This window comes from Corynebacterium sp. KPL3927 (genome assembly GCF_040225835.1).
Classification (GTDB): Bacteria; Actinomycetota; Actinomycetes; order Mycobacteriales; family Mycobacteriaceae; genus Corynebacterium.
The window spans coordinates 1-24,989 of record NZ_JBEHGD010000029.1 but is presented as its reverse complement, the minus strand read 5'-3'; the positions used below and the strand labels follow the sequence as shown (position 1 = coordinate 24,989).

Sequence of the window (24,989 nt, the reverse complement as noted above, 5' to 3'; positions counted from 1 at the left end):
GTGGCATGGTGGAAAGGTACCTCACTTCCCCAGCGAGATGCTGGTTTCAAGGTGTCCACCATCTGGGGGTCAGGTCCACCCGTCAGCGTTGACCCCAGTGGCAAGCAGCACTGAGCATTTGACCACACGGCCGCCTTCGCGCACTTTGATTGTCAGCGCGTCGCAGGACAGGTAGGCGTAGCCGCCGGGATCGAGCGGACGATTTTTGAAATCGGCGACCATCTCGTCGAGTTCTTCTGACATGCGTGAAACTTGGGATTTCGACATGTTGGCAATGCCTAGTGTTGCCACTAGATCATTCATCCTGCGGGTGGAAACCCCTTTGAGGCAGCAGGTTGCAATGACGGTCGATAAGGCCCGTTCTGCCCGCGTACGGCGTTCTAACAACCAGTCCGGGAAGAATGCGCCGTGACGCAACTTCGGTACTGCGACATCGATCGTGCCGACACGGGTGTCAAGGTCGCGGTGGCGGTACCCATTGCGGTGGTTGACGCGTTCGGTGGAGGCAACGCCGTATTCGGCGCCGCAGACGGTGTCGGCCTGGGCGGAGAGGATTTGGTTGATAAACCCTTGCAGCATCTGGCGCATCAAGTCAGGGGAGGCTTGAGCGAGCAGATCATCCAAGTAGGTTGCAGGGTCGATAGAATGTGGTGCAGCGGTCATCGTCATATGCCTTTCGGTGAGATGTGGTAGTTGAGTCGAAAGGTTAACTGACGGTGACCGCCCCACTATTTCCGGGGCTCACCATCAGCAAGCGTTACACCACACTAAAGGACGCAACCTGAGCCGGTAAGGTTTAGGGCATGAATAGCCAACACGAATTCGTCTTACGCACCGTTGAGGAACGCGATATCCGCTTTATCCGCTTGTGGTTTACGGATATCATGGGCGCCCTCAAATCCGTAGTGATGAGCCCCTCCGAACTCGAATCCGCCTTTGAGGAGGGGATTGGCTTTGATGGCTCGTCGGTAGAGGGATTTTCCCGCATCTCTGAATCAGACACCATTGCGCTGCCGGATCCCTCCACCTTCCAAATCCTGCCCTTTGATGACAACGAGCCGGACCTGCAAACGGCGCGCATGTTCTGCGATATTGCGCAGCCAGACGGCCAGCCCTCCGTGGTAGATCCGCGCCATATCCTGCGCCGCCAGGTCACCGAGGCCGCCAATGATGGATTTACCTGCATGGCCTCGCCAGAAATTGAGTTCTACCTGCTGGAACACAGCAAGGAACTGACAGACCTGGTCCCCACCGATAATGGCGGGTATTTCGACCAAGCGACGCACGATACCGCGCCGCTATTCCGCCGCCGCGCCATGCTTGCGCTGGAATCACTCGGCATCGCCACCGAATTTAGCCACCACGAAACCGCGCCGGGCCAGCAGGAAATCGATCTCCGCCACGCCGACGTGCTGACCATGGCGGATAATATTATGACCTTCCGGCGGGTTATTAAGCAGGTGGCCACGGATTCCAATGTGCGGGCAACGTTTATGCCCAAGCCCTTTGAGGATCTCCCGGGCTCAGGAATGCACACGCACTTTAGCCTGTTTGAAGGCCAGTCTAACGCCTTCCATGATCCGGACGATGAATTTTCGCTCTCGCACACCGCTAAGCAGTTTATTGCCGGGATTTTGGAGCACTCTACGGAGATGAGCCCCATTATCAACCAGTGGCCCAACTCCTATAAGCGGCTGATGTTTGGCAATGAGGCGCCGGGCTCGGTCACGTGGGGCGTGCAGAACCGTTCCGCCCTGGTGCGCGTGCCTACATACCGCCTGACCAAGGAAGAATCGCGCCGGGTGGAAATCCGGTCCATTGATGCCTCCATGAACCCATACCTGGGCTATGCCGTCATCCTTGCCGCAGGGCTGCGGGGCATCCGGGAGGGCTATGAATTAGACGAGCCTGCAGAAGACGATGTCCACCAGCTCACCCACCGGGAACGCCGCGCCATGGGGTATAAGGATCTGCCCTCCAGCATGGATCAGGCCCTGCGCGAGTTTGAAAAGTCCGAATTTATGGCGGAGGTCTTGGGAGAGCATGTCTTCGAGTTCTTCTTGCGCGCCAAATGGGAAGAATGGCGCGATTACCAGCGCCAAATTACGACAGTCGAGCTGCGCAACAACCTGAACTTCTAGGAGAATAATGCGTCCTGCCACGGTGCCTTCGCCGGCGTCGCTGGGCCTTAGCCGGTCCCATGCCGCACAAGACTTAGAACAACTGGGATGGAATAACCCGGAGTCCGTTGACCTTTTATGGACGCTGGCTGCGGTCGGTGATCCAGATTTGGCCCTTAATAACCTCGTGCGCATTTACGAACAGGCCCCGGAGCTCGATGCGGAAATCCGCAGCAATGAGCAAGTGAGGGTGCGCCTCCTCGCCCTCTTGGGTGCGTCGACGGCGTTTGGGGATCACCTTGCCGCCCACCCGGAGCTGTGGGAGGAGCTGAAAAAGCCGCTCCCGGAGCCAGAAGAGATGCTCACCAGCTTGCTTGAAACGGTGGAGGCGCAGCCGGCAACGTTTGCCGCAGAGCTCGATGCTCCGGATCCAGCGAGGGACGATCTCAGCGCGCCGGGTACGTACCGCGCGAGCGAGGGCGAGCATAAAAAGGAGATGCGGACCCAGTACCGCACGCTGATGATGCGGCTTGCCGCGCACGATGTGGCGGGTACCTTCCACTCCCGCAAGGGGCAATCCCGCCCGCAGCCGGAGGTAAGCTTCCGGCAGGTCACCACGCTGACTACGGCGCTTGCCGATGCCGCCCTCACGGCCTCCCTTGCCGTTGCGGTGCGCAAGATCTACGGCGACGATCCGCTCGATGCACAGCTTGCGGTCATGGCGATGGGCAAGTGCGGTGCCGGGGAGCTGAACTATATCTCCGACGTGGACGTCATCTTCGTCGGCAGCGAGGCAACTCCCAAGGCCACCCGGCTCGCCGCGGAGTTTAACAGGATTGGGTCGACGACATTTTTTGATGTCGATGCGAACCTGCGGCCAGAGGGTAAGTCTGGGGCGCTGGTGCGCACGTTGGATTCGCACGTGACCTACTACCGCCGGTGGGCAGAAACCTGGGAATTCCAGGCGCTGCTCAAGGCGCGGGCGATGACCGGTTACCTGCCGCTGGGAGAGGATTACTTGGAGCAAATCCGGCCGATGGTCTGGACGGCCTCGCAGCGCGATTCCTTCGTGGAAGACGTCCAAGCCATGCGCCGGCGCGTATTGGATAATGTGCCGGATGAGCTCAAACATCGCGAGCTCAAGTTGGGCGTCGGTGGGCTGCGCGATATTGAATTCGCGGTGCAATTGCTCCAATTGGTGCACGGGCGTTCCGATGAATCTCTGCGCGCGCTGTCGACAGTGGATGCCCTCGACGCGCTTATCTCCGCCGGCTACGTGGGCCGCGAAGACGGCACGCAGCTCATCGAGGCTTATGAATTCTTGCGCCTTTTAGAACACCGCCTGCAATTGGAGCGCTTCCGCCGCACGCACACGCTGCCGGCAGACGATGATGAAGCGGGCCTGAACTGGCTCGCGGTAATTTCAGGGTTTTCCCCGCAGGGCACTAAGTCTGCAGTGCAGGGCATGCTTGCGCATTTGCGGCGCATCAGAATGCGCATTTCTGAGTTGCACTCGCGCCTGTTTTATCGCCCGCTGCTCAATTCCGTGGTGACCATGTCCGCCGATGAGCTCAAACTTTCGCCGGAGGCGGCAAAGCTGCAGCTTGCGGCATTGGGGTATAGCTCGCCGGTACGTGCCTTCGAGCACCTGACCTCTTTGGCATCCGGTACCTCCCGCAAGGCACGCATTCAAGCCATCTTGCTGCCGACCTTGTTGGAATGGCTGGCAGACACCGCCGATCCAGATATGGGGTTGCTCAATTACCGCAAGCTATCTGAGGCCGCCCGGGATAAGTCGTGGTTCCTGCGCATCCTGCGGGATGAGGGGATCGTCGGCCAGCGCTTGATGCATATTCTGGGAACCTCGCCATTTACCGCGGACCTTATCATCAGCGCCCCGGATTCGGTGAAGCAGCTTTCCGATGGCGCGACCGGTCCCAAGTTGCTCGAAACTAAGCCGGAGCAGGTGTCTAAGGCGCTGGTTAATTCCAGCAAGCGCCATGCGCACCCGGATAAGGCGGTGGCGGTCGCGCGCTCGCTGCGCAGGGTGGAGCTGGCGCGCATCGCCAGTGGCGATCTCTTAGGGATTATCCCCGTTGAGCAGGTATGCCAAGAGCTGTCGACTATCTGGAACGCGGTATTGGAAGCCGCCCTCCGCGCGGAGGTACGGGCCTGGCGGAATGACCACGAGGATGCGGAACCGCCGGCGCGCATTGCGGTTATTGGTATGGGCCGGCTCGGTGGCCGTGAGCTTGGGTTCGGCTCCGATGCAGATGTTCTTTTTGTGGCAGAGCCTGAGGCTGCAGACGATGAAGGCGAGGCCATGCGGTGGGCCATCGGGATCGTCGATAAGCTGCGACGCCGCCTTGCCAAGCCCTCTGGGGATCCGCCCTTGGACGTCGACCTGGGCCTGCGCCCGGAAGGGCGATCTGGTGCGGTGGTGCGCAGCATTGCCTCCTACAAGCGCTATTACCGCGAGTGGGGCGAGGCCTGGGAAATGCAGGCGCTGCTGCGCGCGGCCTTCATCGCTGGGGACGAGGAAGTGGGCCAGCGCTTTATGGAGATGATCGATGAATACCGCTACCCGGATAGCGGCGCGAGCCAGTCCACCATTCGCGCCATCCGGCGCATGAAGGCTCGGGTGGATAACGAGCGCTTGCCGCGGGGAGCTGACCGCACCACTCACACGAAGTTGGGGCGCGGCGCCCTGACCGATATTGAGTGGACGGTGCAGCTGCTGATTATGATGCACGGGCACGAACATCCCAAGCTGCGGCAGCCAGGGACCTTGCCGGTATTGGATGCGCTGGAAGAAAGCGGAATATTAAGCGCCGATCAAACCGGTGACCTGCGAGATGCGTGGTTGATGGCAACGGATGCCCGCAATGCGTTGGTGCTGGTGCGCGGCAAGCGCGTGGATCAATTGCCTGGGCCCGGACCACAACTGGCACAGGTGGCCGGTGCGGCCGGCTGGACGCCGGAGAATAACCAGGATTTCTTGGATACATACCTGAAATTGACCCGGCACGCGCGCAAGGTGGTCGATGAAGTCTTTTGGGGAGAGGAGGAATCCTTCGAGCATTCTTAAAGTTGCCGCATAACTTGGTCTATGCAGCGCTAATTCCCTTAACTTTTAAAGTATCGGACTCTAAAGTAGGAACAAGTTAGAGAAAGGATCTTTGGTTATGTCATTTCAGCTGCAGCTCGATGTGGACTCCGCCACGGTTGGAGAATTGGCCGCCTTGCTTTCTGCCGCTCGCGCGGCTGGGGTCCGTGATGATGACGTCCTAGAGTTAGATGGCACCACCTTGACCATTGAGGTCTCGGCCCCACAGACGGGCGCGTCCCGCGCCGGGCAGAACGTTGATGCGCCGCATCACCAAGACGACCTTGGCCGCGAGGGCGGCACGGACTCCCGCTCGCGCGGGCGCGGCGACCGCATTGGGGAGGCCACGATCCGCTCGCTCATCGATATCTTGAATGAACGCGGCACTGGCAATTCCTCGCGCGGTAATGGATACGGATTCTTCGGGGGAAGTTCGGATTACCATGGCTAAATCACCGGGAGCCCACCGCAGAAAGCTTATCTACCTCTGGGGCTGTATCGCCGTGGCGGCCATAATCGCCGTCGTTGTTGGCACGTGGGCAACCAACCGCCATCACCCGCCTAAAGGGACGATGACCGTGGGTGATGCCGTAGCCGGGGGAGTGGTGCAGGAAGAAGCGCCCGCCCAGGTTAATGGTGCAGTGGGAGGCGATGCGTCCTCAGAGGCCAATCGCGTGATGTCGCTGGCGAAGGCGTTGGGGATTCCCTTGGAATCGGTGCCGCGCGATATTACCCAGAATAAATCCGGAAAGTCTGATGTCCGGCAGTATCTAGAGCGCGAGTTAAAGAGCGCCGTGGCCTCTGGTGAGCTGGATGAAGACGATGAAAAGGCCATCATTGGTGCCTTTGAGAAAGGGATTGTCATCCCAGCCAGCGATGGCATCGTGGCTGAAAGCGCCCCGGCGAATTAGACCAGTGCCGTGGCCCCGGATTGCCTGCGAATGGTCCCCGCGAAGTTTCAGGAAACCGGCAGACTGACGGCATGGCCTTAACAGCTCGTCTCCCTAGAGTTATCCCATAACGAAACGGTAACGAATAAAGGTGTGCGTTACCGAGGGAATGGAGGAGACGATGACAATCAAGAATAAGTTATCTACAACCTTGGCGGTGGCCGCAGCCATAGTATTTCCTATTAGCGGGGGATTGGCGATAGCCTTTGCGGTAAATGCGGTGCCAGCAGAGACCATTGCCCAAGCAGCAACCGGGGATCCTTTAATCCTGCACCTCAAGTCCGTACTCGAGGTAGCAGCAGCAATAGCGTGGCGATAACGTGAAGACCCCCTCCAAGCGCCGCTGCTGCTAAAGTGCCAGGCATGTTGGTTGATGCCATTCGCCTGAAGTCCCTGCCGCGAGATTATCGCCGCAGCCTGCCTGCCTTCGATTACCTAGCAGATTTAAGGAGATTTTCCTTTACCCGTCCGGTGACGATTTTCGTCGGCGATAACGGCATAGGAAAATCCAGCCTCTTGGCCGCCATGGCAACGGATCTTAGGTGCTCTCCCAAGGGCGGCCGGATGGGGGATCCGGAAGCAATCTTGCCAGTAAGCCCGGTGGCCTGCGAGTGCACGGAGCTTATCCAGCGCGCCTATTTCCTGAGGGCGGAAACCCACGAATACCTGCTATCGCGCGAGCAATCCCCCGAGGAAACCGGCGGGCGTTCCACCCTGCCCACGCAGGTGGATGTGCAGGCCCGCTCGCACGGCGAGTCCGTCTTCGATGTGCTCTATGAGCGAGTCGATGGCGCTGGGGTCTATATTCTGGATGAACCAGAATCGGGCTTGTCCGTCGTTCGGCAATTGGCATTGATAGCGGAAATCGCCCAAGCCGTTGACCGCGGCGCGCAGGTATTTATCGCCACGCATTCACCCATCCTATTAGGCTGCCCCAATGCCGATATCGTGGAATTAAATGACACCGGCTTCCAGCGCATTTCCTTTGATGAGGCCGAAGCCGTGGCCGCCACTAGGGAGTTCCTCGAAGACCCTGAGGGGACCATCAACTTTATCTTGGACCCAGACGCAGAAGATGCAGAGGCGGAGGACACAGAGGCGGCCGACATCACGGTGGACGAGGTCGAAAGGCCTGAATAGACCGCTAGGTTACTTCCACGATCCTCACTGATGGACCCGCGTAGCCGCCGCGCCGGCGCAGGATGTGGGTGATGACGACACCAGCCATGCCGCACAGCCATACGGCGAGGACGGCGAGTGAGGCGGAGGTGAAATCGGGCATGGAGTAATTGGGGGCATCGGCAGAGTGGTCCAAGACCATGCCGAATAATTGCGCGCCCAACATGCCGGAGGTAAACCCGCCCATATTGCCCAAGCCGGTGGCGGTAGCGACGACAGAGCGGTCCATGTTCTCGCGGATGATGTCGAAGCCATAATTTGACGTCGGCGTGCACAGCGCCAGGATAAAGGAGACCACGGTGATGGCCGCCAGACCCCCGCCGGTGCCGAAGGCGAAGAATAGTACCCAGGTCAGTACGTGCAGGCTTACGAACCCGAGCGCGACCCAGGGGCGGATATTCTGCGCGCGGGAGGAAATCCGGCCGTGCAAGGGCCCGACAAGAACCAAAAATACGGCCAAGAGGGTGAGCACGAGGCTGGCTTTGCCCTTGGATAGTTCCATGCCTTGGGTCATCATGGGCATGCCCCACAGCATGACAAAGACAATCAGCGGCAACATCCCGCTGTAGTGAATAAAGTATGCCTGCCAGGCGATGGGCGAGGTAAAGACCGCCTTTAAGCGCGCGCCGATGCTGCTGCCCTGGGAATTGGGCGGTTCCTTCTCCAGCGGAATAACCCCGAGCTTCTCTGGGGAGTCAGCGACCGCGACGGCGGCGGCAATGGCGACGAGGATGCCCACTGCACCCAGGGTCACGAACGCTGCGGTCCAACCCGCAGTCCCTAGCAACCAGAGGAAGGGGACGGCGGAAATGAATTGCCCCATCTGGCCAATGGAGGAAGTCACCTGGGTAAACATCGGCGTGCGGTGTAGCGGGAACCAGTAGGGCAGGATGCGCATCACCGACAGGAAGCCCGTGGCATCGCCGGCACCGATGAGCACGCGCGCGATGATGGCTACCCCGTAATTGCTGGTAAAACCGAGCATGACCTGGCCGACGCCCATGATGACTGCGCCTACCACGAGTAGGATTCGGGGGCCGAATTTATCGATCAGCATGCCGGTGGGGATTTGTGCGATGGCATAGACGCCCAATTGCACGGAGGTAAATACCGCGATGCGCCCGGCATCGACGTCGAAGCGCTCGATGGCATCGAGGCCGGCTACGCCGAAGGAAGACCGTCCGGTAATGGCTACGAGGTAGACCGCCATGGCCGCGACCCAAATCATTAACGCCTGGGTTGTGATAACTTCTCTTGGATTTGGCTGCGACATGGCTGATACCTTACGCGTTAACTACTAGGATTCATCTTGTGAAGTATATTTCGACCCGTGATACCACCGGCCAGCCCGCATCCTTTACGGATATCCTCTTGGGAGGGCTAGCGCCCGATGGTGGCCTATACCTGCCTGAAACCTACCCGCAACTGGACTCCGCCACGCTGGATACGTGGCGCACAGTGGTCAAAACTGACGGCTATGCCGCCCTTGCGGCTGAGGTAATCAAGCTGTTTATCGATGATATTCCAGAGGAAGATCTGGATAGAATCGCCGCCCGAGCATATACCAGCCCGAAGTTTGCCTCCCCGGAGATCGCCCCGGTCACGGAGCTTGGTGATGACCTCTTTATCGGCCACCTATCCGAGGGGCCCACCGCTGCATTTAAAGATATGGCCATGCAGCTTTTGGGCGAGCTTTTTGAATATGAGCTTGCCCGCCGCGGGGAGACGCTGAACATTTTGGGCGCTACCTCTGGCGATACTGGCTCTTCTGCCGAATACGCCATGCGCGGTCGCGACGGCATCCGCGTTTTTATGCTGACCCCGGCCGGGCGCATGACCGCCTTCCAGCAGGCGCAAATGTTCGGCTTGGATGATCCGAATATTTTCAATATCGCCCTCGATGGTGTCTTTGATGATTGCCAGGACGTGGTAAAGGCCGTCTCCAGCGATGCGGAATTTAAGGCCAACTACCGCATCGGCGCGGTCAACTCCATTAACTGGGCGCGCCTGCTAGCCCAGGTGGTTTACTATATTTCCTGCTGGATCAAGGTCACCGATACTAACGAGCAGAAGGTATCCTTTAGCGTTCCTACCGGTAACTTCGGCGATATCTGCGCCGGTCACATCGCGCGCAGCATGGGCCTTCCCATCGATCGCCTCATCGTGGCGACGAACGAGAATGACGTATTGGATGAGTTCTTCCGCACCGGCAACTACCGCCCGCGCCCAGCCGCAGAAACCATGGCCACTTCATCGCCGTCTATGGATATTTCCCGCGCCTCCAATTTCGAGCGCTTCGCCTTCGATCTTTTAGGACGCGATGCCGCCCGCGTTGCAGATCTCTTTGGTACCAAGGTCAAAGAAGGCGGGTTTAACCTTGAAGAAGAGCTCATCACGGCCGCGCGCGAAGATTATGGTTTCTTGTCCGGTTCCTCTACCCACGATGACCGCCTTGCCACCATCAAGGACGTACACGAGCGCTATGGCTACCTGGCGGATCCACACACGGCCGATGGCATCAAAGTGGCGCGTGCGGCCCAAAAAGAGGGCGTGACGACGCCCATTATCTGCCTGGAAACGGCACTGCCGGTAAAGTTCAGCGAAACCATCACCGAGGCCATCGGGAGCGCGCCGCAGCCACCGGAGCGTTTCGCTGACATCCTGGACGCGGAGCGCCACGTGGCGGATCTGCCCAATGATGCCGCAGCGGTCAAGGATTTTATTACCTCAAGCATCAAGAACACGGAGGTGTAGCCACCACATGGCATTAGAAAACTTCGCTGGACCGGAGCACTATACCGAATTCGATCCGGAAAAATTCATCCGCGACTTAAAAGCGCAAGCAGAGGCGGATAAGGAAGAACAGGACAAGGACTCTGCAGGTGACGCGGGTACGAATAGCCAGTAGCCTGCTGGCAGCAGCAGGGCTGTTTACGGTGGCATCGTGTAGCACCGATGCCACCCAGCAGCAGGATGGGGTGGTTGCGCAATCCACTGACACGCCACCGCCGGCGCCGCCGAACGAGTTTTATGAGCCCGCGGTGGTGCCGGTGCCCCCAGGCGCCGCGCTGAACTTAACCACGAGTGACCCGCAGCCAGGCGAGTACTTTAACTTCCAGTCCTGCACCGCGGCGTGGTCCTTCGCGCTTGCCGATGGCCGCACCATCGCCGTGACGGCCTCCCATTGCGGCAAACCTGGCGATAAGGTCTGGGCCGGAACCCAAGAGGGCGATTTCGCCTACCCAGCCGATCCCGTAGGCGAGGTGATCTATTCGGATTTCTTTGCCGAGGAGACCAACCATTTGGACGTTGCCTTCATCGAGCTGTACCGCGATGCGCAGTACTTCACCCCAGGCGAGGTAGCCACCACCGTAGCCACGCAGCTGAACAAGTTGCCGGATGCGGTGTGCAAGCTGGGCAGTTCCACCATTGTGACCTGTGGGAACGTAAAAAACGCCGTGGATTCCACGCAGCTCAACTACCAGGGCCTAGAACACGATTCCAACGCCGCCTTGGCAGAGATGTGCAGCGCCGTCGGGGATTCCGGCGGGCCCGTCTATGGCGATGTGGATGGACGGCAGACTATCGTCGGCTTGGTTTCTGGAATCACCGAGCCCCTAGACGAGGGGCATAGCTGTGAAGACACGCAACAAACCATTGATGTGGCCTTTACCACCGCACCGGATATCCAAGAACTGGCGCTGAAGGTCCTCGGCCCCGTGGCATAGGACCGGCCAAGATTGGCTACGCTAGGTGGTATGCCAACGCCTGATTATATTGTGAAGCTGCGCGAATCCATCGGCCACGATCAGATCTTCGTCCCCGCGTGCAGTGCCATCATTCTCCGCGATGTACCTACCGGTGCGGCCTTGTGGGAGGTGCCGTCCGTACTTTTAGTAAAGCGCGCTGATAATGCCGTGTGGACCCCTGTGGAAGGCATCTGTGAGCCGGGCGAGGAGATTACGACCACCGCCTTGCGCGAGGTCAAGGAAGAGGTAGGCCTCGATGCCAAGGTGGAAGCGCTCCTCGGCGTTGGCCAGTCCGGCCCAGTGACCTATCCCAATGGCGATGAATGCATGTTCATGGGCACCGCACTTCGCCTGTCTGTCGCCGACGGTGCTGAGCCCGTCATCAGCGATGAAGAAAACACCGAAGCGCAGTGGTTCTCGGTGGCACACCTTCCGGATAGCTTGTCGCGCCGCCATCGCCTGATGATCGCGGATGCCGTGGCGCATCTCAAGCACCCGCAAGGCTTTTCTCCCCGCATGGGCTGGATGAAGCGCAGCGAGCAGCCCGGCCTCTAGCGCGTTTCCTGCGCGTCGATGAGCAGAAGTTGTAGCTCCTCCGCGCTGTTCGCTACGACCAACTCTTGGGCAATACACTCCTGAGCCTCCGCCGCGTCTTTATCGGATCCGCAGCATATGACCGTGGCATCGATCGTTATCAGCAGCTTGCCCCGCCGCGCCAGCTCAAAAAATAACTCGCTATCTTCTGGTCCCCATTCCCAGGCGGTGCCATAGAAATCCCGGGCGCCATCGCCAAGCCAAGAAGTTTCAAGCGTTAGGCCTGCTCGGCATAAGTAGACTCCGTCGCGACGCAAGCCGGCGAGCACCTCCCGCACCCCAGCGAGGTGCGCAGCATCCCAGGCGATGAACGTAATAGGCGAAGAGCTCATGGCCCGATGATAGACGAGGTAGGACATCTCCTAGTGAGTCAATTCTTTGCGCGTGCGGCCTTCCCAGAGCCAGCCTAAGAACCGCGCCGAACACAGGCACCAGTGCGCAACAAGGAGCAAGGGAATGCTCAGCGCGATAACGTCAAGCCATTGCGATCCATTGACCAATGCCGTTTGATGCCCGCCCATGCTCACGGTGCCAGGCGGGAAGGTGCACGCCCACCACGCGGGAGAGTAGGGGACCCAGCGGGCAGCTCGCGGATAAAAAGTCACCATTGCATAAAGCGATAGCGGGATGGCAATAGCTAGGGCTATAAGCCCGTAGTACACGGAGATACTGCCGGGGTAGAGGACCTGCATTGCGGTAGTAGATTGCCCTACCACGCCTAATGGCACCCACGCGGTGGCGGATTTTCCACCACTAAAATCCACTTTGCCGTGCCAGGCTGCCCAGTAGACGTAGACAAATACCGGGACTGCCGTCAGCAAGGACATAGCGAAGAGCACGGTGCCCATGATGTGGTAGATCTGCCCGTAATCGAGGGCAAGCCATCCAGCCACCGATGCCGAAATCATCGGCCCCACCAAAGGAAGACCCCAGGTAAAGCGCGGCTCTCCATCGAAGCGGGTGAGCTGAATACCCCACGTAATGACGGTGACGGGGCCACCCACCCAAAAGCCGACGAGGCGGAATATTCCAATGCCCGTCAACCCTGATAATGCCGCCCCAAGCGCGAGGACGCCGATGAAAAACATGGACCACTCCGCCATAGTGGTCCGCTCAAACCGCGGACTGCGGTAGCGGGCGTAACCGGCGGTCAACACGACGAAAATGGTGCACGCAAGTGCCGCGAATACACCAGCGGCAACAAACATGTCTTCTTCAACCAACATGCGCGAGATGATGGAGGTACCCATAAGGCTGCCGGCCCAAGCCGGACCAGGCGGGGGAAGGTGGCGGAATTTATCAGTCACTACTCAGAGTCTAATTTCACCCGAAGCCGCATACTAAGACCGAGCCGCTTTTTACCTGGTGAAAACCCTCATGTGCGCGCTGGGGAGCGTCCGCCCTCAAAGTGGGCAGTGGATATGACGGAGCCCTCATTTGGTTTTGCAAACACGAGGTTAGCTTAGCTCAGCCCGGCATTCTTCCTCTGATTTTCCAGACTCAATACAATTGTGCCAATCAATCTGTCCCTGCACCCATGGCGAGGGTGTGCGTGCCTCTGGCTGCTTTAAGGCACAATCCGGGTACGGGCGAACGCTTCCGTCGGTGAATTGGGCAAAGCCATTTTCCCAGCACGAGTTGAAAACGGCGCCCTCGGGAGAATCTGGGTAACCGTTAGTGGTGGCATTACCGGTAGGTGGTGTGGTGTCTTCCATTCCTAATTCTTCGGCTGCTTGGGAATACCACTCTTCAGTAACTGCCCGGAATTTTTGGTTGGCGCCGTTGTAATCGTAGGGTCCGTCGCACACGCCTGGGGCCACATTTCCCCAGGTGGCCTGCGTGGTATTGCAATAGTAGTAACTGCCATTGTCTGGATTGAGGTAGACACCGTGGCCGTTGATATTTTGCTGTGTCACCGTTAGCTGATCTGCGCTAACGGGTGATTGTGACTCGGCACTGACGGTTTCTTCGGACGAGGGCCTATCACTTGATTGTGCTGTGCTGCTTGAAGTCGAGGAGTCAGCGCTGGAGGTGGATTCAGAAGTAGTGTTCTCGGTGGGAGCCGCCTCCTCAGTGTTAGTGGAGCACCCAGTAAGAATAAGGACTGCCGCCAGAACAGGGAATAGCTTTTTCATTGTGTTGTCTTTCGATAGAGAGAGTGGCTGGCTTGAAAAGGGATGAAGGGGAAATAGCGCCAAGCAAAAGAAAGCAGCCACCTAAGCATTGTTTAGGTGGCTGCCTGTAACGGAAGCTAGCTGAGAGCTAGCGTCTCCTTAGCAATCGAAGTAGAGCTCGAACTCCTGCGGGGTAGGACGCAGGCGCGCTGGGTTGATCTCGTTTTCGTACTTGTAGTTGATGTAGGTCTCGAGGAGATCCTCGGTAAAGACATCACCCTCGGTCAGGAAGTCCATGTCTTCCTTCAACGCCTCCAGGGAAGCCTCCAGGGAGGTTGGTGCCTGCGGGATGGACTCGGCCTCTGCTGGCGGCAGCTCATAGAGGTCCTTATCCACTGGGGCGTGCGGCTCGATGCGGTTCTTCACGCCATCCACACCGGCCATCATCATGGCGGCAAAGGCCAGGTATGGGTTGCTGGATGGGTCCGGTGCGCGGAACTCGATGCGCTTAGCCTTCGGGTTGGAACCAGTAATCGGGATGCGGATCGCGGCCGAACGGTTGCGCTGGGAGTACACCAGGTTGATCGGCGCTTCGAAGCCAGGAACCAAGCGGTGGTAGGAATTCAGCGTTGGGTTGGTAAAGGCAAGCACGGCGCCGGCGTGGTGCAGGATACCGCCGATGAAGTAGCGGGCGATATCGGAAAGCCCTGCGTAGCCAGCCTCATCGTGGAAGAGAGGCTCGCCGTCCTTCCACAGGGACATGTGGGCGTGCATGCCAGAACCATTATCGCCAGCCAGCGGCTTAGGCATGAAGGTCGCGGCCTTGCCCCACTCCTGGGCGGTGCGCTTGACCACGTACTTGAAGGTCTGAATGTCATCGCCGGCATGCAGCAAGGAGTTGAAGCGGTAGTTGATCTCGTTTTGCGCTGCGCCCACCTCGTGGTGGAAGCGCTCGATCTGGAAGCCGACTTCCTGCAGGTTGGCCACGATGTCATCGCGGACTTCGCTGTGCTTATCGTACGGCGGGGTGGGGAAGTAGCCACCCTTCACGCGGGTCTTGTAACCGGTATTGGGAGTGCCGTCCAGGTTGGTCTCGTTATCGCGGTTCCACCAGCCTTCATCGGAGTCCACCTCATAGAAACCGTGCTGCATATCGGTGCCATAGCGCACGGAATCGAAGAGGTAGAACTCGGCCTCGGCGCCGAAGTTACAGGTATCGGCGATGCCCGTGGACTGCAAGTATTCCTCGGCCTTGCGGGCAATATTGCGGGAGTCACGGGTAAATGGCTCAAAGGTAAAGGGATCGTGGACGAAGAACTTGATATTCAGGGTCTTCGCCGAACGGAAGGGATCGATATGCGCGGTTGCCGGATCCGGCAGCAGCGTCATATCGGATTCTTCGATGGTGGTAAAACCACGAATGGAAGAACCATCAAAGGCCAAGCCATTTTCGGCATCTTCTTCAGTAAATTCGCTGGCAGGGATGGAAAAGTGGTGCTCGGTGCCGGGGACGTCCGTAAAGCGGACATCCACGAACTTTACGTCCTCATCCTGAATAAATTGGACGATGTCCTGCACTGTCTCGAAAGACAAGATTGCCTCCTGTTTGTTGGCCGATGAATTATCTGCCTATAGCCTACTAGTTTTATCTACCCGGCATGGCCATTGGCCTCGTTTCACTTCTGGGTGAGGGGCAACTAAATTGGTGAGCATGGCAGACAAGCGCACGTGGCTCGATGGGCCCAATATTCCGGGCGAATATGACGATGCAGGAACCCCCGGCCGGTGGCCAGGTGAAAACTTGGGCTTGCCGGAATCTGGGCCTGGGTCCATGGCGTCGGTAGGCCGCCGCGCAGGCGCCGTAGCCATTGACTGGATCATTTGCATGCTGCTGGCCAATCTCATCCACATGTTCACCACGCAGCTCGGAGGCGTATCCTTTTTAGGCTACGCGCTCTGGGCGTTAATGGGCATCGTGTGCGGCTGGCTATTCGCACGCACCCCGGGCATGCTCATCCTCGGCATGGGCGTGGCCCGCCTAGATGTGCCTGGCGCGCAGGTGGGCCTGTGGCGCGCGGCAGTGCGCACGTTGCTTACCGGCGTCATCTTTCCCGCCGCCATGGTGGACGCGGACGGCCGCGGCATGCACGACCGCGCAACTGGCACCATCGTTATTAACTCTTAGCGGCGCGCGGGGATAAGTCCCGCGCACCGTAAAATTACGAAAACCACGACAGTCCCTGCAACCTTTCCCAATCGGGTGGTTGCAGGGACTGTTTCTGCTTAAGAGCAAGGCGAGAGCCGAAAGCCTAGCCGGGGTGAGTGGCTAAAGCAGTATTTAGCCCTTGCCTTTGCGCTGTTGCGCGCGGCGCATGCGGCGGTTCATACCGGACATGTTCTGCGCCTGTTGCGGCATTGGGCCCTTAGGCATGCCGGGCATTGTTCCCGGCATGGAGTCCATGGCCTCAATGCGGCGGATATTTTCGTAGGTAGCGTTCTTATTGTAGTTGCGCGGCAGCTTCATGAGGTGGTTGCGCAGCTTGGAAACCGGCACCTCGTCCTCGCCGGTGCCGACGTAGACCTCATAGACCGGCACGCCGCCGGCAATCTTGTCCACGCGTTTCTTTAGCTGGTTAAGGGAGGGGCGAAGGCGGTTCTTATTGCCCTCGCACACGAAGATGACGCCCGCATTACCGATGACCCTGTGGATAAGGTCCTGCTGGCGGGTAGCGGCGATGCCAGATTTTACGGACCATACGATGCCGACGGTATTGCGCAGCTGCTGCTCCAAGGCCCAACCGGCGGCGCCGGGTTGGTCTTCGACGCGCTTGTACATATCGCGTTCTAGGCGGCGGGTAAAAAGGAACATCGCCAAAAGCGCGCCCAAGCTCAGGCCGATAATCAGCATGAACCATTGACCGTTAAAGAGCGTACCAATGAGGAAGAACAAAAGGCCGACGCCGAGGAAGGCGGCCAGCATGATAGGAATGAGCGCCTTATCCTGCTTGCGTTGCAAATTGAAGGCCTGCCACAACTGTGACCAGGTTTGCTTACGCTTTTGGCGCTTGGCCGCGCGTTCTTGCTTCTTGGCAGCTTTCATGGCTGCTTTGTCATCTTTCGCCATAGTTCCTACTTTAAGGGTCAGGTGACAAAAATGTTAAACGGCCCCCGCAGATGGCGAGGGCCGAGTAAGAATATTCCGGGATTTTAGCGCACGGTTGCCGCGACCGAATTAGCATTGGCCGGAGTCTTGGCCATGCGGGTGGTTACCGGGGTTTCTTCCGAAGGACCGTACTTATCCAGCAAGGTGGATGCCTCTTGAGCGGTAGCGCCCTGGGAGGTCTCCTTAAGGTGCTTGAGGTTCTCCGGCAGCTCCAGGCCGCGCTTTTCCATGGCCTGCACGTACAGGCGGCCGGCGCGGTAGGAAGAGCGAACCAGCGGGCCGGACATGACGCCGCCGAAGCCCAGTTCCTTAGCCAGCTTGGAGTGAGCCACGAATTCCTCCGGGCGCACCCAGCGCTCGATGGGGTGGAAGCGCGGGCCGGGGCGCAGGTACTGGGTGATGGTGATGATGTCGCAGCCAGCCTCGCGCAGGTCGCGCAATGCTTCCTCGACCTCGTCCTCGGTCTCGCCCATGCCCAAAATCAGGTTGGACTTGGTAATAAGGCCGTAGTCGTGGGCCTGGCGGATAACATCGAGGGAGCGCTCGTAGCGGAAGGCCGGGCGGATGCGCTTGAAGATGCGCGGCACGGTCTCCAGGTTGTGGGCGAAGACCTCGGGCTGCGCCTCGAAGACCTCTTCGAGCAGGTCCGGCTTGCCAGAGAAATCTGGGGTGAGGTTCTCTACGCCGGTGTGCGGGTTGAGCTCGTGGATCTTGCGCACGATCTCCGCATACAGCCATGCGCCCTCATCCGGGAGGTCATCGCGGGTCACACCGGTAATGGTGGTGTAGTTGAGGTCCATTTCCTGGATGTTTTCGGCCACGCGGCGCGGCTCGTCGCGGTCGAGCGGCTCCGGCTTGCCGGTAGCGATATCGCAGAAGTCGCAACGGCGCGTGCACTTATCGCCGCCGATGAGGAAGGTTGCCTCGCGGGATTCCCAGCATTCGTGGATATTCGGACACCCGGCTTCTTGGCAGACGGTGTGCAGGGAAGCGCCGGCCACGCGGGATTTCATGTCCTCGTAGCCCGGTCCGGTGCGAACCTGGTTGCGGATCCACCGCGGCTTTTGTTCGATGGGCGACTCCGCATTTTTCTTCTCAATGCGGAGCATCTTGCGTCCTTCAGGCTTTACAGTCACAAATACTCACTTTATCGATCAAAGATGGTGATGGCTAATAGCTCTTCTTGGTATAAGGCGCGCGGGCGCACAACTATTCCACGCTAGCCCCAAACTAGGGCCATGGGGGCTTAAGCCTGCGCTTGCCGACGCCGCTTTCGCGCCTTCTCATTCGCAAGCTTTGTGGGATCGGGTGCGGAACCGAAACTGTGATCGGCAACGATGAGGCGGCCCGAGAGGGCATCATCAAGCGCCTGCAAGAGTGGCTGTGCGGCCTCTTCCATCGTGACCTCGCGGCCGAGTTCCAGCGAGAGCGTGGTGATATCTGCATCATCGATGCCACAGGCCACGATGTGATCGTAATACTCCAGCGTATTGCTGCAGTTGAGTGCCAAGCCGTGCATGGTAACCCCGCGGGTGATGCGGATTCCCAGCGCGGCGATCTTGCGATCGCGCTGCGAGGCTGAAGGATCTTTTGCCTGGGTGGTAGAAGGCACCCACACCCCGGAGCGGCCGTCGATGCGACCTGCGGTCGTCACGCCCAACTCCCGTACGGCCTGGATGGTGGCCTCTTCGAGGCGGCGGACATAATCGACGACATCGACAGGCTCTGCCAGCTTGATGATGGGGTAGAGCACCAACTGCCCTTCGCCGTGCCAGGTAATGCGCCCACCGCGGTCCACGGTGATGACCGGCAGATCGTTATCCGGCATGTCCTCAGGCTGCGTGCGCTTGCCCGCGGTGTAGATATTGGGGTGTTCGACTACTAAGACCACATCGTCCTGCGTGCCCTGCGCGCGCGCAGCCGCCACTTCCGCCTGATAATCCCACGCCTCTTGGTAATCCATGCGGCCCAAATGGCGTATTTCAAGGGGGTTGTCCGAGGCGCGAATGGAGCGTTCAGCGGGAAAGAAAGGATCGCGTGGTGCAGTCATAATCTCTAGTGTCGTCTTCTTTGGTAGGGAAAAGCAAAGCGAGGAAAAGTAAAGCGGGAGAATGCCATAGCATCCTCCCGCCAATTTTATGCTCGAGGGGGTCTCGAATTAGACGCCTTTAGTCGAGGCCGTTCGCGGAGGCGTATTCCTCTGCCTCCATGAGCTCGCCTGCTTCATCCACCTCGACTTCGATGAGCCAGCCTTCGCCGAAGGGGTCGTTGTTGATGACGGCGTAGTCATCGTGTACGGCATCGTTGACGGCCTTCACGGTGCCGGTGACCGGGGAAAACAGGTCGGATACGGACTTGGTGGATTCGACCTCGCCACAAGAATCACCGGCGGTGACGGTATCGCCTACCTCTGGCAGTTCTGCAAAGACGACCTCGCCCAGGCGGTCTGCGGCAACGGAGGTGATGCCGATGCGAACGGTCTTGCCTTCTACGGCGTCCTTGGCGGCGTTAATCCATTCGTGGTCTTCGGAGTAGGAAAAGTCTTGGGGCAGGTTAGACATGGTATGTAGTCCTTTCGGGCTGAGATTTTAGGGTGTGTGGGTGGCTTACTTGTCGCGCTTGTAGAACGGCAACGCGGTTACCTCAAAAGGATAACGTTTGCCGCGGATTTCTACCTCCACCGCGGTGCCCGGTTCGAGCTCCGCGCTGGTATCAAGCAGCGCAATGGCCACTGGGTGGCCAAGCGTGGGGGAGGGCTGACCCGAGGTGACGGTGCCGACCTTGGTGTCATTGAGGTAGACCTCGGCGCCGGCGCGCGCAGCGCGGCGCTGATCCGAGGTGAGCCCGGAGATAACCACCTGTGGGCCGTCCTCGGCGCGCTTGCGGATGACATCTGCGCCTACGAAGTCCGCTTCCTTCTTGGCAAAGGCGCGCGACATGCCCGCCTCTACCGGGGTGATATCGCGGGAGAGCTCGTTGCCGTAGAGCGGCATGCCAGCCTCCAAGCGCAGGGAATCGCGCGCAGCCAAGCCGCACGGCTTGATGTCGTATTCCGCGCCCGCCTTGAGCAATTCTTCCCACAACTGCGGGGCATCGGAGTTATAGACGATGAGCTCGAAGCCATCCTCGCCGGTATAACCGGTGCGCGCGATGATGGCGAAGGTGCGCGCCACCTTGCCCATCGTGGCGGCGTAGTAGCCCAGTTCGTAGACGGCTTCTTGCTTATTGTCCTCTACCAGCGGGACGAGGATCTCGGCGGCCTTGGGACCCTGCACGGCGATCATAGCGACGTCGCGGGACTCGTTCTTGAGCTCGACGTCGAAGCCCTCGGAGCGCTTATTGAGCTCGTCCCAGACGGTATCGGCATTGCCGGCATTGGGCACGACGAGGAACTTGTCCTCCTCGAACCGGTAAGAAATCAGATCATCGATGATGCCGCCGTCTTCAGCGGTGATCATGGAGTACTTGGCCTTGCCCACCTTGAGCGAATCCAGGTTAGAGATGAAGGAGTAGGACAAGAACTTGCCGGCGTCGGGTCCATTGACCCAGATTTCTCCCATGTGGGAGAGATCGAACAGGCCTGCGCTGTTACGAACGGCGTGGTGTTCTTCCAGCTCGCTGTTGTACTTCAGCGGCATATTCCACGGCCCAAAAGCAGTGAAGGTAGCGCCGAGTTCCTCGTGCTTGGCATTGAGCGGGGAGGTTAGAAGTTCGGTCATTGTTACTCCTCGGAATCGTCGATCTCGAATGCTTCTGGCGGCGGGCAGCTGCACACCAGGTTGCGGTCGCCGTAGGCCTCATCGAGGCGGCGAACCGGTGGGAAATACTTGTAGCTATGCAATAGGGATTTGACCGGCCACGCGGCCTTGTCGCGGCCGAAGGAGTACTCCCAGTTATCGGTAGCCACCGACTCAGCCGTAAACGGTGCGTGGTGGATAACGGAGTCCTCGTAGGCCACCTCACCGTCGATGATCTCCTGGATTTCGGCGCGGATGGTGCGCATGGCTTCGATGAAGCGATCCAGCTCGCCCTTGTCCTCAGACTCGGTGGGCTCAATCATCAAGGTGCCGGCCACAGGGAAGGCCAGGGTGGGGGCGTGGAAGCCGAAGTCAATGAGGCGCTTGGCCACATCGGCGGCGGTGACCCCGGAGGCATCGGTAAGCTCGCGCAAATCGATGATGCACTCGTGTGCCACCAAGCCCTCGTTGCCGGTGTAGAGGACGGGGAAGTATTCGTTGAGCGAGGCCGCCAGGTAGTTAGCGCCCAATACTGCGTGGCCGGATGCGGCGGCGAGGCCCTCGGCACCGGTCATGGCCAGGTAAGCCCAGGAAATGGGCAGGACGCCGGCGGAGCCGTACTTGCTGCCGGTAATGGGAACGCCCTGGCCAACAGGGGTTTCCGCGGTGGCATCAAGCTCAGGGGATGCGGCATCGCTGGGTAGGAAAGGGATGAGGTGTTCTGCCACAGCCACCGGGCCAACGCCCGGGCCGCCGCCACCGTGCGGAATGGTGAAGGTCTTGTGCAGGTTGAGGTGGGAGACATCGCCGCCGAAATCGCCTGGGCGTGCCCAGCCGGTCAGCGCGTTCATGTTGGCGCCATCGATGTAGACTTGGCCGCCGACCGCGTGCACCTTATCGCACACATCGCGCACCTCGGGGTCGAAGACGCCGTGGGTGGAGGGGTAGGTAACCATGATGCCGGCGATGTGGTTGCCGTGCTTTTCGATCTTTTCTTCCAAGTCCGCGACGTCAATGGAGCCGTCCTCGGCGGTCTTGACCACGGCGACGCGCAGGTTAGCCAGGGTGGCAGAAGCGGCGTTGGTGCCGTGCGCGGAGGCCGGGATGAGCACGACATCGCGCTCATTATCGCCATTGGCCACGTGGTAGCGGCGAATGGCCAGTAGACCCGCCAACTCGCCCTGGGAGCCGGCATTCGGCTGGATGGAGACCTTGGCATAGCCGGTAAGCTCGGCGAGCCAGCCTTCGATCTCTTCCACCAACGCGCGCCAGCCCGCCGTGGTTTCTTCTGGGGCATACGGGTGGATGCCCGCGAATTCTGGCCAGGAGATGGGCTCCATGGCCGCGGTGGGGTTGAGCTTCATGGTGCACGAGCCCAGCGGAATCATGGAGCGGTCCAGCGCCAAGTCCTTGTCCGCGAGCTTGCGCAGGTAGCGCAGCATCTGGGTCTCAGAATGGATGGAGTGGAAAATCTCGTGCTCTAGCGGTTCCTCGGCACGCTGCAGGTTCTCCGGCAGGTCAAAGTTTGCTTCAGCCGGGGTGGCGCCGAAGGCCTCTGCCAAGTGTGCGACATCGCGCTGCGTAGCGGATTCACCGAAGGATACGGATACCTTGTCGGTTCCGATTGCGCGCACCAAGTAGCCCGCATCCTGCAGATCGGCCTTGATCTTCTGGGCGTCAACACCGCAGACGGTGACGGTATCGAAGAAGTGCTGCGATGTAATCTCCAAACCAGCATCCACGATGGACTGGGCGAAGGAGGAGGACAAGCTGTGCACGCGCTCGGCGATGTCCTTGAGTCCCTTCGGCCCATGGTAGACGGCATACATCGAGGCCACATTGGCCAAAAGTGCCTGGGCAGTACAAATATTGGAGGTCGCGCGCTCGCGGCGGATGTGCTGCTCGCGGGTTTGTAGCGCCAAGCGGTAGGCTGGGCGGCCATCTGCATCCTTGGAGACACCGACGATGCGGCCCGGCATCTGGCGCTTGAGCTTATCCGTTACCGCCATGTAGGCAGCGTGCGGGCCACCGAAGAAGAGGGGTACACCAAAGCGCTGGGACGAGCCCAAAACGATATCGGCGCCCAAGTTTCCGGGGCCTTCTAGGAGCAGCAGGGACAGCGGGTCAGTGACTACGGAGGCCAGCGCGCCGCGGGTGTGCAGCTCTTCAATCACAGCAGAAGGATCGAAAATCTCGCCTTCGGTGCCGGTGTAAGCGATGACGGCACCGATGAGGTCTTCGCCCACCAAGCCCTCGCGCAGGTCGACGATCTCTACCTCGAGGTCAATCGCGCGGGCGCGTTCAGCGGCAACGGTGAGCACCTGTGGGTGGAGGCGGGAGTCCAGCACGACGCGGCGGCCCTTCTTCACCGCGCGAGACATCAAACCGACCGCCTCTGCGGTAGCGGAAGCCTCATCCAACAAGGAAGCGTTCGCGATGGGCAGACCTGTCAGAGACTCGATCATGGTCTGAAAGTTGAGCAAGGCTTCCAAGCGGCCCTGGGAAATTTCAGGCTGGTAGGGGGTGTACGCGGTATACCAGCCGGCATCCTCAAGTAGGCCGCGGCGGATGACGGCGGGGGTCAGGGTGTCCGAATAGCCCTGGCCATAGAAGGGCTTCAGCACAGTGTTTTGATTGGCGAACTCCCGCAAAGCGGCCTGTGCCCCGTCTTCAGAAAGTGCTTCTGGCAGGTGGGGAAGTTCCGTAGCGCGGATCTTGGGCGGGATGGCGGCATCGACAAGCGCCTGCACGCTGTCGTAGCCCACCGTGCCGAGCATGGCGGCCTGCTCGGAAGAATCCGGCCCTAGGTGGCGGGAGATGAAATCCATCTGTGAGGTCTCCTTCATCGGGTGCAATGGTCTTAACCGCCCCTAAGTATATGTTTAATAACCGGTAAAGACAGCGCCCTTGAGAAACTTTTATGCAGTAACTCTCCGATGAAAATGTGTTGTAGCCTGCTTACCTCCCAATTAGTGAAATATGTCTTGTAGTGCCGGGATAAAATTCGTCTGATATCTGTGGCGGAGGTTCACGCGCTACACCCCCGCGCGGTACCCCAGGCATGACAAAACCTCCCGCCCCTTCGAGTAGAAGGAACGGGAGGTATGCCAGTTAGCTAACTGCTTTTAGATATCGAGGTCAGCCTCGAAGTCTGCAGTCTCCAGGCGGTCCTTGATGGTGGTGATGAAGCGGCCTGCATCCGCACCATCGATGACCTGGTGGTCATAGGTGAAGGGCAGGAAGCACATTTGGCGGATGGCGATGGCATCCTGGCCATTCTCGTTGACCACCACAGCGCGCTTCTGGATAGCCGCGGTACCCAGGATTCCGGCCTGTGGCGGAACCAGGATCGGGGTATCGAGCAGGGCGCCCTCGGAACCGATATTGGTCACGGTGAAGGTGGCACCGGTCAGGTCATTTGGCTTCAGCTTGTTATTGCGGGCCTTATCAGCCAGCTCTGCAATTTGCTGCGCGATTTCCGGCAAGGACAGGTTCTGTGCCTTGTGGATGACCGGGGTGAGCAGACCCTTCGGGGTGTCTACGGCGATGGCGACGTTGACATCCTCGTGGTAGGTCATCTCCTTGGTTTCTGGGTCATAGGAGGCGTTCACGTTCGGGTGGGAGACCAAAGCCTCCGTGGTGGCCTTCACGATGAACGGCAGGAAGGACAGGTTGGCGCCATACTTATCAATGAACGCCTGCTTGCTCTTCTTGCGCATGTCCCAAATAGGAGTCATATCGACTTCCTGTACGTGGGTAAGCTGTGCGGAAATCTGCAGCGCTTCCACCATCTTGGTAGCGGTGATTTCGCGGATGCGGTTGACCTTCTTGGTGGTACCGATAAGCTCCTGCTTTTCCGGATCCACGGACTTGGTGGACCAGCGTGCGCGTGGGGAGTCAGCAGTCTTCTTATCTTCGCCTGCCGATGCCTTCGCATCGCCCTCACCAGCAGCTGCAAGGACGTCCTGCTTGCGGATGCGTCCGCCCACACCGGTGCCTTCAATGGAGCTGAGGTCTACGCCGTGCTTATCAGCCAGCTTGCGCACCAACGGGGTCACGTATGGAACGTTATCGCCGTTGTTGACCTTGGTGGAGGTGTTCAGGGAAGAATCCTGCTTCGGCTCTTCCTTCTTCTCCTCCTTGGCAGGCTGGGCCTTGTCTTCCTTCTTCTCGTCAGACTTAGGCTCTTCCTTCTTTTCCTCGGACTTGTCGTCGTCGGAGTCGGAGTCGTCGGAGGATGGTGCGGCGTTTTCGTCGCCGACGCGGGCGATGGCTTC

23 protein-coding genes and 1 pseudogene are annotated in these 24,989 nt (G+C 59.3%); 11 read left to right on the top strand and 13 right to left on the bottom strand.

The genetic code is table 11. The features are described from left to right. Window positions 1-78: 78 nt before the first annotated feature. Window positions 79-663, bottom strand: a pseudogene (locus ABRP86_RS10750) (transposase); the annotation flags it as partial. Window positions 664-803: 140 nt separating this feature from the next. Here ABRP86_RS10750 and ABRP86_RS10745 point away from each other — a divergent pair. From ABRP86_RS10745 to ABRP86_RS10720, 6 genes are all read left to right on the top strand, one after another. Further along, window positions 804-2,141: a glutamine synthetase family protein gene (locus tag ABRP86_RS10745; protein ID WP_349864276.1), complete on the top strand. Its 1,338-nt coding sequence runs from the start codon at window positions 804-806 to the stop codon at window positions 2,139-2,141. 7 nt (window positions 2,142-2,148) lie between these two features. After that, window positions 2,149-5,208: a bifunctional [glutamine synthetase] adenylyltransferase/[glutamine synthetase]-adenylyl-L-tyrosine phosphorylase gene (locus ABRP86_RS10740; RefSeq protein WP_349864273.1), complete on the top strand. Its 3,060-nt coding sequence runs from the start codon at window positions 2,149-2,151 to the stop codon at window positions 5,206-5,208. 97 nt (window positions 5,209-5,305) lie between these two features. Then, window positions 5,306-5,677, top strand: coding sequence for a Cgl2226 family protein (locus tag ABRP86_RS10735; protein ID WP_284869824.1), 372 nt, complete (start codon window positions 5,306-5,308; stop codon window positions 5,675-5,677). Further along, window positions 5,670-6,137, top strand: coding sequence for a hypothetical protein (locus tag ABRP86_RS10730; protein ID WP_034659092.1), 468 nt, complete (start codon window positions 5,670-5,672; stop codon window positions 6,135-6,137). Before ABRP86_RS10735 ends, ABRP86_RS10730 begins: the two co-directional genes overlap by 8 nt. Window positions 6,138-6,297: 160 nt before the next feature. After that, on the top strand, window positions 6,298-6,495 hold the full coding sequence (locus tag ABRP86_RS10725; protein ID WP_349864271.1) for a hypothetical protein: 198 nt from the start codon (window positions 6,298-6,300) through the stop codon (window positions 6,493-6,495). A gap of 44 nt (window positions 6,496-6,539) precedes the next feature. Further along, a complete protein-coding gene (locus tag ABRP86_RS10720; protein ID WP_349864269.1) occupies window positions 6,540-7,316 on the top strand; it encodes an AAA family ATPase in 777 nt (258 codons plus the stop codon). Window positions 7,317-7,320: 4 nt separating this feature from the next. On the opposite strand, the gene ABRP86_RS10715 is transcribed toward ABRP86_RS10720, so the two are convergent. Then, on the bottom strand, window positions 7,321-8,628 hold the full coding sequence (locus ABRP86_RS10715) for an MFS transporter (RefSeq protein WP_349864267.1): 1,308 nt from the start codon (window positions 8,626-8,628) through the stop codon (window positions 7,321-7,323). A 38-nt stretch (window positions 8,629-8,666) separates the two neighbouring features. Here ABRP86_RS10715 and thrC point away from each other — a divergent pair, with 38 nt between their 5' ends. The 4 genes from thrC to ABRP86_RS10695 are packed head-to-tail and all read left to right on the top strand — an operon-like array spanning window position 8,667 to window position 11,659. Continuing rightward, the gene (gene thrC / locus ABRP86_RS10710; protein WP_349864265.1) at window positions 8,667-10,109 is read left to right on the top strand and encodes a threonine synthase; all 1,443 of its coding nucleotides are present in this window, start codon (window positions 8,667-8,669) and stop codon (window positions 10,107-10,109) included. Between the two features lie 7 nt (window positions 10,110-10,116). After that, entirely contained in the window at window positions 10,117-10,263 is a 147-nt protein-coding gene (locus ABRP86_RS10705) for a hypothetical protein (RefSeq protein WP_023017197.1), read from the top strand. Further along, on the top strand, window positions 10,238-11,083 hold the full coding sequence (locus ABRP86_RS10700; RefSeq protein ID WP_349864262.1) for a trypsin-like serine protease: 846 nt from the start codon (window positions 10,238-10,240) through the stop codon (window positions 11,081-11,083). Before ABRP86_RS10705 ends, ABRP86_RS10700 begins: the two co-directional genes overlap by 26 nt. 30 nt (window positions 11,084-11,113) lie before the next feature. Continuing rightward, a complete protein-coding gene (locus ABRP86_RS10695) occupies window positions 11,114-11,659 on the top strand; it encodes an NUDIX hydrolase (protein ID WP_284769471.1) in 546 nt (181 codons plus the stop codon). Here ABRP86_RS10695 and ABRP86_RS10690 read toward each other — a convergent pair. The 4 genes from ABRP86_RS10690 to glnA all read right to left on the bottom strand — a co-directional run bounded on the left by ABRP86_RS10690 (window position 11,656) and on the right by glnA (window position 15,405). Then, window positions 11,656-12,030: a hypothetical protein gene (locus ABRP86_RS10690; protein ID WP_284869828.1), complete on the bottom strand. Its 375-nt coding sequence runs from the start codon at window positions 12,028-12,030 to the stop codon at window positions 11,656-11,658. The genes ABRP86_RS10695 and ABRP86_RS10690 overlap by 4 nt on opposite strands. 30 nt (window positions 12,031-12,060) lie before the next feature. Beyond that, window positions 12,061-13,005 carry an SLAC1 family transporter gene (locus ABRP86_RS10685; protein WP_349864257.1) on the bottom strand — a complete coding sequence of 315 codons (945 nt, stop codon included), beginning with the start codon at window positions 13,003-13,005 and terminating at the stop codon, window positions 12,061-12,063. Window positions 13,006-13,155: 150 nt separating this feature from the next. Further along, window positions 13,156-13,614, bottom strand: a complete 459-nt coding sequence (locus ABRP86_RS10680; protein ID WP_349864255.1) for a hypothetical protein — start codon at window positions 13,612-13,614, stop codon at window positions 13,156-13,158. 357 nt (window positions 13,615-13,971) lie between these two features. Then, complete coding sequence (gene glnA / locus ABRP86_RS10675; protein WP_284869831.1) at window positions 13,972-15,405, bottom strand: type I glutamate--ammonia ligase; 1,434 nt, start codon at window positions 15,403-15,405, stop codon at window positions 13,972-13,974. Window positions 15,406-15,523: 118 nt separating this feature from the next. Between glnA and ABRP86_RS10670 the strand changes: the two genes are divergently transcribed. Beyond that, window positions 15,524-15,997, top strand: a complete 474-nt coding sequence (locus ABRP86_RS10670; protein ID WP_023023164.1) for an RDD family protein — start codon at window positions 15,524-15,526, stop codon at window positions 15,995-15,997. Window positions 15,998-16,150: 153 nt separating this feature from the next. Here ABRP86_RS10670 and ABRP86_RS10665 read toward each other — a convergent pair whose 3' ends face one another. The 7 genes from ABRP86_RS10665 to sucB all read right to left on the bottom strand — a co-directional run. After that, a complete protein-coding gene (locus ABRP86_RS10665) occupies window positions 16,151-16,936 on the bottom strand; it encodes a DUF4191 domain-containing protein (RefSeq protein ID WP_349864252.1) in 786 nt (261 codons plus the stop codon). 83 nt (window positions 16,937-17,019) lie between these two features. Further along, window positions 17,020-18,084 (bottom strand): lipoyl synthase, encoded by a 1,065-nt coding sequence (lipA, locus tag ABRP86_RS10660; protein ID WP_023023160.1) that lies wholly within the window; start codon window positions 18,082-18,084, stop codon window positions 17,020-17,022. A gap of 137 nt (window positions 18,085-18,221) precedes the next feature. Continuing rightward, window positions 18,222-19,025 carry a lipoyl(octanoyl) transferase LipB gene (gene lipB / locus ABRP86_RS10655; RefSeq protein WP_023023157.1) on the bottom strand — a complete coding sequence of 268 codons (804 nt, stop codon included), beginning with the start codon at window positions 19,023-19,025 and terminating at the stop codon, window positions 18,222-18,224. 118 nt (window positions 19,026-19,143) lie between these two features. Beyond that, a complete protein-coding gene (gcvH, locus tag ABRP86_RS10650; RefSeq protein WP_023023155.1) occupies window positions 19,144-19,536 on the bottom strand; it encodes a glycine cleavage system protein GcvH in 393 nt (130 codons plus the stop codon). Between the two features lie 45 nt (window positions 19,537-19,581). Further along, window positions 19,582-20,694 carry a glycine cleavage system aminomethyltransferase GcvT gene (gene gcvT, locus ABRP86_RS10645; protein ID WP_349864250.1) on the bottom strand — a complete coding sequence of 371 codons (1,113 nt, stop codon included), beginning with the start codon at window positions 20,692-20,694 and terminating at the stop codon, window positions 19,582-19,584. 2 nt (window positions 20,695-20,696) lie between these two features. After that, complete coding sequence (gcvP, locus tag ABRP86_RS10640; RefSeq protein WP_023023151.1) at window positions 20,697-23,540, bottom strand: aminomethyl-transferring glycine dehydrogenase; 2,844 nt, start codon at window positions 23,538-23,540, stop codon at window positions 20,697-20,699. Between the two features lie 297 nt (window positions 23,541-23,837). Next, on the bottom strand, window positions 23,838-24,989 hold a 1,152-nt coding region (sucB, locus tag ABRP86_RS10635; protein WP_349864247.1), incomplete at its 5' end, for a 2-oxoglutarate dehydrogenase, E2 component, dihydrolipoamide succinyltransferase.